Here is a 9,293-nt window from a genome sequence, read left to right on the forward strand (position 1 = left end):
AGCACGGCTGGAAGGAGGGGCGGGATCCGAGCGCGGGCTTCAGTAACGATGGCTATCTTGCTGCGAACCCAGATGTCGAAGCCAGCGGGCTCAATCCCCTGCTTCACTTCGCGAAGCATGGATTGGTAGAAGGTCGTGACGGCTGGCAGAAACATCCCTTTGCCTCGGCACCGGAGACTCGATCGGTTCAACGCGTGAAGAACAATCGACTTCGACGACCGACCTCAACGAATCCCTGAACCTATGGGCGATTATCCCAGAGAACGTATTGCTGCGAAGACGATCCAACGCCTCCGATTCAACTCGGAGATCCATAGTCATTCTGGAGCAGAACCGATACGGCGACCGCGAGCGGGATGGTGGGGCCGGTCCATCATTGCATGAAGCTAAGTAACTTGAGCTATAAGGTCGCAGCTATCAATCATTGCGATTCGTAAAAGGCTACTGCGATCATACGGTTGTCGATCTGAAGGATCATGCCCGTGCCAAGCGGCGGGAAACGCCATAGATCGCCAGCCCCAGACCAAGCCACAATCCCAGGCGTGCCCAGGTCTCCCAGGACAGCCCCGCCATGAGGACGAGGCAGGCCAGGATACCGAGGACCGGTGTCGCCGCGCCACCTGGCGCCTTGAACGGGCGCGGCTGGCCCGGGCGGGTCCACCGCAGCACCATCACGGCGACGCAGACCAGGATGAAGGCGAGCAGCGTGCCGATGCTGACGAGCTCGCCGAGCACGTCGATGGGCGTCAGCGCCGCCACCAGCGCGGTCAGCGCCCCGACGACGGCCTGAGCCGTGGCCGGGGTGTGGAAGCGCGGATGCACCCGTGCGAAGGCCGCCGGCAGCATCCCGTCCCGTGCCATGGCGAACAGGATGCGCGACTGCCCGAACAGGGCTGTCAGCGTCGCCGTCGTCAGCCCGAGGATCGCCCCGCCCTTGATCACGATCGAGAGGCCAGCGATCCCGATGACGTCCATGGCCTTGGCCATTGGGTCGGCGACGTCGAGCGCGGCATAGGGCACGAGCCCGGTGAGAACCGCCGCCACCGCGATGTAGAGCACCGTGCTGATCGCCACCGAGCCGATGAGCCCGATCGGCGCGTCCCGCTGAGGATCGCGGGTCTCGGCGGCGGCCGTCGAGACGGTCTCGAACCCGACGAAGGCGAAGAACACGATCCCGGCCCCGCGCAGGACCCCGCTCCAGCCGAATTCGCCGAAGGTGCCGGTGTTGTCGGGGATGTAGGGGGACCACAGGCCCGGCTTCACGTGCCACGCGCCGAGGCCCACGAAGGCCAGGATGATCGCGACCTTGAGGGCGACCATGACGGCGTTCGCGCCCGTCGATCCACGGTTGCCGCGCGTCAGCAGGATGGTCAGGGCGATGACGAGTGCGGCCGCCGGGAGGTTGACGAGGGCCGTCGTCCCGTCCGGTCCGACGACGGTGCCGGGGGCGGCTCCGAGCGCTGGCGGCAGGGTGAGGCCGACATCGTTCAGGAGGCTCTGGACGTAGCCGGACCAGCCCACCGCCACGGTGGCGGCGGCCATGGCGAATTCGAGCACGAGGTCCCACCCGACGATCCAGGCGCAGAGGGGACCGAGCGTCGCCTTCGCGTAGGAATAGGTCGAGCCGGACGCCGGGATCGCCGCGGCGAGTTCGGCGTAGCAAAGGGCGACGAAGCCGCAGGCGAAGCCGCCGAGCACGAAGGATAGGGTCAGGGCCGGTCCGGCATGCTGCGCCGCCGCCGTTCCGGTGAGCACGAAGATCCCCGCCCCGATGGTCGCTCCGATACCGAGGCAGACGAGGTGGAAGGCGGTCAGGGTGCGGTCGAGCTGCGGCGTGCCGCCTCCCTTGTCGAGAGAGTTCGGCCGTGCGGGCACCGTGAGGGGCTGGCCTGTCATGCGGTGTCTGCCTCCAGCGATGGCTTGGACAGCGACCAGCACGTCCCGCGCCACCCTCCGTCGAGACCCTGTCGATGGAGCCTCGCCGGTACGGTTACCTCACGCCGCGCGGCGCGGCACCATCCGCTCGCTGGCCAGCGCCTCCTCGGCGCCCGAAACGCCGGCCTCGGTATATTCGGCGTCCTCGTTCACGCACCAGGGGTCGTAGAGGCGCGTCCCGGCGATGATGTTCTTCACCGTGAGCATCGCGGTCATCATCGCGTGGTCTTGGTTGTTGTACTTGTGCATGCCGTTGCGGCCGACGAGGTGCAGGCTCGGATAGGCGTGTTCGAGGTCGCGCCGGATCGTGGCGACGTGGTCCTTGTAGGCCTCGTCGTAGACCGGATAGGCCTTGGGCTGGCGCACGACGCAGGCATCGACCACGTCCTCGGGGGCCACGAGGCCGATCTGGCCGATCTCGCGCTTGGCGAGTTCCACGAGGTCGGCGTCCGACGCCGTCCAGAGGCCGTCGCCCTCGAAGCAGAAATACTCGAGTCCGAGGCAGCTATAGGCGGCATCGGGCACCATCTCGGGCGACCACGAGCGGAAGTTCTGCACGCGCCCGACTTGCACCGACGGGTCGTGGATGTAGATCCAGTTGTCGGGGAAGTCGCGGCCGCCCTTGGCGATCAGCGCGACGGTCACGAAGTCGCGGTACTGCAGAGCCCGGGCGTTGAAGGTGCTGATCGGCGTCGGCGCGATCGCCGCGACGAGCTCCCGCAGGGGCGCCGACGACACGACGTTGCGGGCGAGGTAGGTCTCGCGGGTGCCGTCGCCGCGCACGGCCGTCACGGTCCAGAGCCCGGTCGAGGCCTCGAAGTGCAGGCCGTCGACGCCGCGGTCGAGCAGGATCGCGCCGCCCTGGGCCTCGACCTTGGCGGCGGCCGCCTCCCACATCATGCCGGGGCCGCGGCGCGGGTAGCGGAAGGATTCGATCAGCGTCTTGATGACGGGGCCGCCGGCCTTCCGGCGCCGGCGCAGGCCGAGGGAGCGCGTGAGGGCGTCGCGGATCGCCGTCCCGAGGTTGAGCCCGTTGATGCGCTGGGCCGCCCAATCCGCCGAGATGGCGTCGCAGGACATGCCCCAGACCTTCTCGGTGTAGGTCTTGAAGAAGATCGAGAACAAGCGCTCGCCGAACTGATTGCGGACCCAGTCGTGGAAGGTTCTGGGCTCTGCGATCGGCCGGGCGCGGGCGTACAGGTAGGAGGCGACGCAGGCCGCGCTCTCGACGAGGCCGAGGTTGCCCAGGGCCTCCATCGCCTTCAGCGGATAGGCGTAATACTTCCCCTTGTAGAAGATCCGCGACAGGCGGGGACGGTCGATGAAATCGTCCGGAAGGATCTCGTCCCAGAGGTCGACCACCGCCTTCGACTTCGAGAAGAAGCGGTGTCCGCCGATGTCGAACAGGAAGCCGTTATGCGACACGGTCCGGCTGATGCCGCCGACCTGCGTCGGGTCGCGCTCTAGCACCGTGACGGAGCGCCCCTCCCGAGACAGCAGGTAGGCCGCGGTCAGTCCTGCGGGACCGCCGCCGATCACCAGCGTTTCCGTGTAGTGGCTCATCGATAACCCGGCATCACGAGGGACGACGCTGGTCCTGCTGCGCCGGCCGCATGGTGCGGGCGTTGCGGTTAAGGCGGCCTTACTCCCGAGGGAGCGTACGGGCCGGATCGATCGCCCCGGCCGCCCTCGCCCTCTTCATTCCTTAAGCTTTCGCCGTCAGCGTGGGGCGAACGGTCCCCGGAGGGCGGTCGCCCCACCCTCCCCTGGACGACGGCCTCCCTTTCACGCGATCGCGATATCATGAGAGCAGCGTCGTCCGTTCCGAGACTGGCCCCGGTCACCGCGTTCGCGTCGCCCTTCGACAATCCGGTCGTCCTCTGGCTGCTCGTCGCAGTCGGGTTGTTCGTCCTCTACCCGCTCGGCGAACTTCAGGCCGTCGTCGCCCTCCGCAGCCTGCCCGACACCGACGATGCCATGCGGCTCGTGGAGGTGCGCGACCTCATGGCGGGCCAGCCGTGGTTCGACATGAACCAGCACCGCCTCATGCCTCCGGCCGGTATCGGCATGCATTGGTCGCGCTACGTCGACGCCCCGATCGCTGCCCTGATCGCCCTCGCGACTCCGGTGTTCGGACGCGCCCTCGCGGAGGGGCTCGTCGCCGCCCTGTGGCCGCCGGCCCTGTTCGCGATCTACCTGCTCCTCCTCTACCGGGCCGTCTCGGCCCGGTTCGGCCCACGCGCGGCGATCCTGTCCCTGTTCATGGCGACCCAGGCGGCCGTGCTCGGGCCACTGTTCAGCTTCGGCCGGATCGATCACCATAACGTCCAGATCCTCGCGGTGGTGGGGCTCGGCCTCTGCCTCGCGCAGGCGGAGGGCTCCTGGCGTCGCGCGGCGCTCGCGGGCGGGCTCGCGGCGTTCTCGCTGGCGGTCGGCCTTGAGGCCCTGCCCTTCCTCGCCATCGCGGGCCTCGTCCTCCTCGTCGACTGGATCCGGTCCGGGCCGCCGGCCCTGCCGGCGCTCTGCGGGTTCTCGCTGGCGCTGGCGCTAGCGGCGCTCCTTCTCTTCCTCGGCCAGACCTCGCCGCGCCTCTGGCTCGTCACGGCCTGCGATGCGCTCTCGCCGCCCTGGCTCTGGATCTCGTGCTGCGCCGCTGCCACGGGCGGCGGCGCAGCCCTGCTGTCCTCCCGTCTGCCGCACGGTCTGCACCGCGCCGGCTTCGCCGGTCTCCTCGGCATCGTGATGGTCGCCGGCTTCGCGGTGCTCTTCCCCGAATGCCTCAGAGGGCCTTATACCGACCTGCCGCCGATCGTGAGGCGGGACTGGCTCGAGCAGGTCAGCGAGATGCTGCCCGTCTGGACGCACGTGGGGCGGAATCCAGGTTCGGCCCTCGCCGCCCTGGCGCCCCTGCTGATCGCCGGCGTCGTGGCTTCGGTCGCGGTCCTGCGCGCTCCCGTCGAAATCCGGCGCTCCGCCCTCTTCGCCACGCTCTTCCTCCTTGCCGGCTTTGCGATCGGCCTCGTCCAGTTCCGGGGGACCTACATGGCCTCGGCCGTCATCCCCTTCGTGGCCGGGCCGCTTCTCGGTCGCGCGGTCACCCTGCTGCGGCGTGAGGATGCGGGATGGATGCGGCCGGCGACCCTGGTGGTCGCCCTTCTCATGGTCGCCAGGATCTGGGCCGTTCCCTTCGCCGTCGCGACCCGCCTCACCGCCTCACAGGACTTGCAGGCATCGGGCGTGACCCTGCAGGACTGCAAGACGAAGAGCGCCCTCGCGCCCCTCGCAGGGTTGGAGCCCGGCGTGATCCTGGCTCATATCGACCTCGGACCCTCCATCCTTGCCCAGACCCGCCACGCGGTGGTGGCCGCCCCCTATCACCGGGCCATTCCGGGTCTCGCCGCCTCGTTGATCGGTCTCGGCGGGAGCGAGGCCGATCTTCGCCGGAGCGTCGCGTCGTCCGGAGCCACCCATGTCGTCCTGTGCCGGGACATCCTGGAAGGCGCGTCCGGGGAGCCTCGACCCTTCGCGACGCGCCTGGCGCAGGGCGAGGCTTCGGCACCCTGGCTCGACGGCGTGCCGATGGCGGGCTCCCCCCTCATGGTCTGGCGGGTGCGTCCGGATTCCGCACCGTAGGGCCGATCCCCTCATCGGCCCCGACGCTGTTCGCGTAGACGGTCGTGGTGGCGGACCAGTCTGAGAACACGCCGCGCACGCCCACGTCCCCTCCACTGCCTCTCGTGCGGAAGGGGCGGGGCTGGCGCCGCCCGCCGTTTCGTGTATGACCGGCGCAGCCTCGACCCGGCGACGGGCACGGGGCTAAAGCCGCTTGGCGACGCGACCCTGCTGGACGACATCCCGGCAGCGGCCCGATCCCGAGCCTCGCGCGGCCCTTTTCGCGAAGGCCGCCGAACCCGACCAAACCCAACCGAAAGGGATAGCGATGTCGATCTCGGCAGAGCGCAAGACCGCGCTCATCAAGGAATACGCACAGGGCGGCAAGGACACCGGGTCTCCGGAGGTCCAGGTGGCGATCCTCACCGAACGGATCACCAACCTGACCGGTCACTTCAAGACCCACGGCAAGGACAACCATTCCCGCCGCGGCCTCCTGAAGATGGTCTCGCAGCGCCGCTCGCTGCTCGACTACGTCAAGCGCAAGGACGAGGCCCGCTACCGCAGCCTCATCGAGCGTCTCGGCATTCGCCGCTAAGGCGATCTTTCCACGCGGTCCCGAGCCAGGCTCGGGGCCGCGTTTTCGCAAAAGCATCGGCCCGGAAAGCGGGAACCGGTTTCCGGAGAAGCCGATGCTCCAGACGACACGCGTCATCGGAATGGGTCCGGTGATGCGAAACTCGGGCCGGCTCGACGTGCGCTCGCCGGGGACAGGATCGCAAGGGGCTTTTCATACGAAAGCTCCTTGCCGTCTTGCCCCTGGCGGCGCCGGCCGCAGCCCGACCGCATGAGGCTAAGGGAAAAACGATATGTTCGACGTCCAACGTGAAGAGCTGATGTGGGGCGACCGCAAGCTCGTCCTCGAGACCGGCAAGGTCGCCCGCCAGGCTGACGCCGCCGTGATGGCCACCTACGGCGACACCTCGGTGCTCGCCACCGTCGTCTCCGCCAAGGAGCCCAAGGCCGGGATCGACTTCCTGCCGCTCACCGTGAACTACCAGGAGCGCGCCTACGCCGCCGGCCGCATCCCCGGCGGCTACTTCAAGCGCGAAGGCCGCCCCTCCGAGAAGGAGACGCTGGTCTCCCGCCTCATCGACCGGCCGATCCGCCCCCTCTTCGTCGAGGGCTGGCGCAGCGACACCCAGGTCGTGATCACCGTCCTGACCCACGATCTCGAGAACGATCCCGACGTGCTCGCCATGGTGGCGGCCTCCGCCGCCCTGACGCTGTCGGGCGTGCCGTTCATGGGCCCGATCGGCGCGGCCCGCGTCGGCTATATCGGCGGCCAGTACAAGCTCAACCCGCCCGTGCCCGAGATGGAGGCCTCCTCCCTCGACCTCGTGGTCGCCGGCACGCAGGACGCCGTCCTGATGGTCGAGTCCGAGGCGAAGGAGCTCGACGAGGACGTGATGCTCGGCGCCGTGATGTTCGGCCACAAGCATTTCCAGCCGGTCATCGAGGCGATCATCCGTCTCGCCGAGAAGGCCGCCAAGGAGCCCCGCAACTTCACCGCCCCCGAGAACGAGGAGGTCGAGAAGGCCGTCCTGGCGATCTGTGAGACGGAACTCCGCGCCGCCTACAAGAACACGATCAAGCAGGAGCGCTACGCCGCCGTCGACGTCGTCAAGGCGACGGTGATGGCCGCGCTCTGCCCGGCCGACGGCGAGGCCAAGTATCCGGCCGAGAAGGTCAAGGCCGCCTTCAAGGAGGCCCAGTCCAAGGTCGTGCGCTGGAACGTGCTCGACACCGGCTCCCGCATCGACGGCCGCGACGTGCGCACCGTGCGCCCGATCGTGTCCGAGGCCGGCGTGCTCCCGCGTGCCCACGGCTCGGCCCTGTTCACCCGCGGCGAGACCCAGGCGCTCGTCGTGGCGACGCTCGGCACCGGCGAGGACGAGCAGTTCATCGACGCGCTGGAAGGCACCTACAAGGAGACCTTCCTGCTCCACTACAACTTCCCTCCCTACTCGGTGGGCGAGACCGGCCGCATGGGGTCCCCGGGCCGCCGCGAGATCGGCCACGGCAAGCTCGCCTGGCGCGCCATCCACCCGATCCTGCCGCCGGCCCACGAGTTCCCGTACACGATCCGCGTCGTGTCCGAGATCACCGAGTCGAACGGCTCCTCGTCGATGGCCTCCGTCTGCGGCGCTTCGCTCGCGCTGATGGATGCGGGCGTGCCGCTGCGCCGTCCGGTGGCGGGCATCGCCATGGGCCTCATCCTCGAGGGTGAGCGCTACGCCGTGCTCTCCGACATCCTCGGCGACGAGGACCATCTCGGCGACATGGACTTCAAGGTGGCCGGCACCGAGAGCGGCATCACCTCGCTGCAGATGGACATCAAGATCGCCGGCATCACCGAGGAGATCATGCGGATCGCCCTGCACCAGGCGCAGGAAGGCCGCGTCCACATCCTCGGCGAGATGGCGAAAGCCCTGACCGACGCCCGTCCTGAGCTCGGCGAGTACGCGCCGCGCATCGAGACCATGCAGATCCCCACCGACAAGATCCGGGAAGTGATCGGCACCGGCGGCAAGGTGATCCGCGAGATCGTCGAGAAGACCGGCGCCAAGATCAACATCGACGACACCGGCACGGTGAAGATCGCGTCCTCGGACGGAAAGGCCATCAAGGCGGCCTATAACTGGATCCGCTCGATCGTGGCCGAGGCCGAGGTCGGGATGATCTACGACGGCACGGTCGTGAAGACGATGGAGTTCGGCGCCTTCGTGAACTTTTTCGGCGCCAAGGACGGCCTCGTCCACATCTCGGAACTCGCCGCCCAGCGGGTCGCCAACGTGAAGGACGTGGTCAAGGAAGGCGACAAGGTGAAGGTGAAGTTCCTCGGTCAGGACGACCGCGGCAAGATCCGCCTCTCCATGAAGGTCGTCGATCAGACCACCGGCGAGGACCTCACCGAGAAGCTCAAGGCCGAGCGCAACGCCGATCAGGACCGGGTGCGGGGCGGCGACCAGGAGCCCCGCCGCGAGCGCGGCGAGCGCCGCAACGCGGGCGAGTAACGCGCCCTCTCCTACCCTTTCTCACCGATCCCGAACCATGGTCGGGATCGGTGAGACCCGGCGGACGACTGCTGCCGCGCGGTCGCGCGGGCAGACCTCGACGGGTCGGGCTCGTCGAGGTCTGGTGACAGAAGGACGAACGACGTGGAGCGCGGCCCTTTCGGGGCCGCGCTTTTTCTTTGGCGGGCGAACGATCGGTTTGGGTCGCAGGGGAATCCGACCGGCTGCGACCGAGCCAGGCCAAACCGTCACGGATCGGGTCAAGGGAACGTGAGGACGCGCTACGCGAGCTGATCCACGATCCACGCCCGCGCTTCGTCGAGATCGGCGAATGTCGGTGAGCGCAGAGAGTCGACCCTCCCGAACCCGGCCTCCAGGAACCACTTGCCCGCATCCGCCTCGTGGTCGTCGGACAAGCGCACCAGCACCGCGATGAGGAAATCGTCATGGAAGACGAGCTGGCTCTCGGTGTCGTTGCTTCCTGTCGCAACCTTCACAGGCGTGAGGCGAAGGTTCATGCGGCGACGCGGCCTCCGAGATGCAGGTAGTTCGACTTGAACTCGGCCAGCGCCCTCAGGCGAGGCAGGTCGAGGATCGTCAAGCGCCCGCTCTTGAGCTCGATGAGCCCCTGACGCCGCAGTTCCTGCAGCGTCCGGTTGACGTGCACGT

At 68.3% G+C, this 9,293-nt stretch carries 7 protein-coding genes and 1 pseudogene; 4 read left to right on the forward strand and 4 right to left on the reverse strand.

Annotated features, from left to right (window positions below; all coding sequences use genetic code 11):
- Window positions 1-239: pseudogene (locus tag ACFE7U_RS16380) on the forward strand (hypothetical protein); the annotation flags it as partial.
- A 235-nt stretch (window positions 240-474) separates the two neighbouring features.
- On the opposite strand, the gene ACFE7U_RS16385 reads toward ACFE7U_RS16380, so the two are convergent.
- Both ACFE7U_RS16385 and ACFE7U_RS16390 read right to left on the reverse strand, forming a co-directional pair.
- Entirely contained in the window at window positions 475-1,896 is a 1,422-nt protein-coding gene (locus ACFE7U_RS16385) for an amino acid permease (protein ID WP_375410781.1), read from the reverse strand.
- Between the two features lie 99 nt (window positions 1,897-1,995).
- Window positions 1,996-3,498: an NAD(P)/FAD-dependent oxidoreductase gene (locus tag ACFE7U_RS16390; protein WP_375410782.1), complete on the reverse strand. Its 1,503-nt coding sequence runs from the start codon at window positions 3,496-3,498 to the stop codon at window positions 1,996-1,998.
- Window positions 3,499-3,738: 240 nt separating this feature from the next.
- On the opposite strand from ACFE7U_RS16390, the gene ACFE7U_RS16395 reads away from it, so the two are divergent.
- From ACFE7U_RS16395 to pnp, 3 genes are all read left to right on the forward strand, one after another.
- The gene (locus ACFE7U_RS16395) at window positions 3,739-5,568 is read left to right on the forward strand and encodes a hypothetical protein (protein WP_375410783.1); all 1,830 of its coding nucleotides are present in this window, start codon (window positions 3,739-3,741) and stop codon (window positions 5,566-5,568) included.
- Between the two features lie 307 nt (window positions 5,569-5,875).
- Entirely contained in the window at window positions 5,876-6,145 is a 270-nt protein-coding gene (gene rpsO, locus ACFE7U_RS16400; RefSeq protein ID WP_292509149.1) for a 30S ribosomal protein S15, read from the forward strand.
- Window positions 6,146-6,416: 271 nt separating this feature from the next.
- Window positions 6,417-8,624, forward strand: coding sequence for a polyribonucleotide nucleotidyltransferase (pnp, locus tag ACFE7U_RS16405; protein ID WP_375410784.1), 2,208 nt, complete (start codon window positions 6,417-6,419; stop codon window positions 8,622-8,624).
- Window positions 8,625-8,905: 281 nt separating this feature from the next.
- On the opposite strand, the gene ACFE7U_RS16410 is transcribed toward pnp, so the two are convergent.
- Window positions 8,906-9,142 carry a hypothetical protein gene (locus ACFE7U_RS16410; RefSeq protein ID WP_375410785.1) on the reverse strand — a complete coding sequence of 79 codons (237 nt, stop codon included), beginning with the start codon at window positions 9,140-9,142 and terminating at the stop codon, window positions 8,906-8,908.
- Window positions 9,139-9,293: helix-turn-helix domain-containing protein (locus tag ACFE7U_RS16415; RefSeq protein ID WP_375410786.1), on the reverse strand; the 155-nt coding region annotated here is incomplete at its 5' end. The genes ACFE7U_RS16415 and ACFE7U_RS16410, both read right to left, overlap by 4 nt.

Source organism: uncultured Methylobacterium sp. (genome assembly GCF_964251405.1).
GTDB lineage: Bacteria > Pseudomonadota > Alphaproteobacteria > Rhizobiales > Beijerinckiaceae > Methylobacterium.

Excerpts from the sequence above, each read along its gene's own strand:
- ACFE7U_RS16385 (WP_375410781.1), bottom strand. The coding sequence starts at position 1,896 with ATGACAGGCCAGCCCCTCACGGTGCCCGCACGGCCGAACTCTCTCGAC.
- ACFE7U_RS16390 (WP_375410782.1), bottom strand. The coding sequence starts at position 3,498 with ATGAGCCACTACACGGAAACGCTGGTGATCGGCGGCGGTCCCGCAGGA.
- ACFE7U_RS16395 (WP_375410783.1), top strand. The coding sequence starts at position 3,739 with ATGAGAGCAGCGTCGTCCGTTCCGAGACTGGCCCCGGTCACCGCGTTC.
- rpsO (WP_292509149.1), top strand. The coding sequence starts at position 5,876 with ATGTCGATCTCGGCAGAGCGCAAGACCGCGCTCATCAAGGAATACGCA.
- pnp (WP_375410784.1), top strand. The coding sequence starts at position 6,417 with ATGTTCGACGTCCAACGTGAAGAGCTGATGTGGGGCGACCGCAAGCTC.
- ACFE7U_RS16410 (WP_375410785.1), bottom strand. The coding sequence starts at position 9,142 with ATGAACCTTCGCCTCACGCCTGTGAAGGTTGCGACAGGAAGCAACGAC.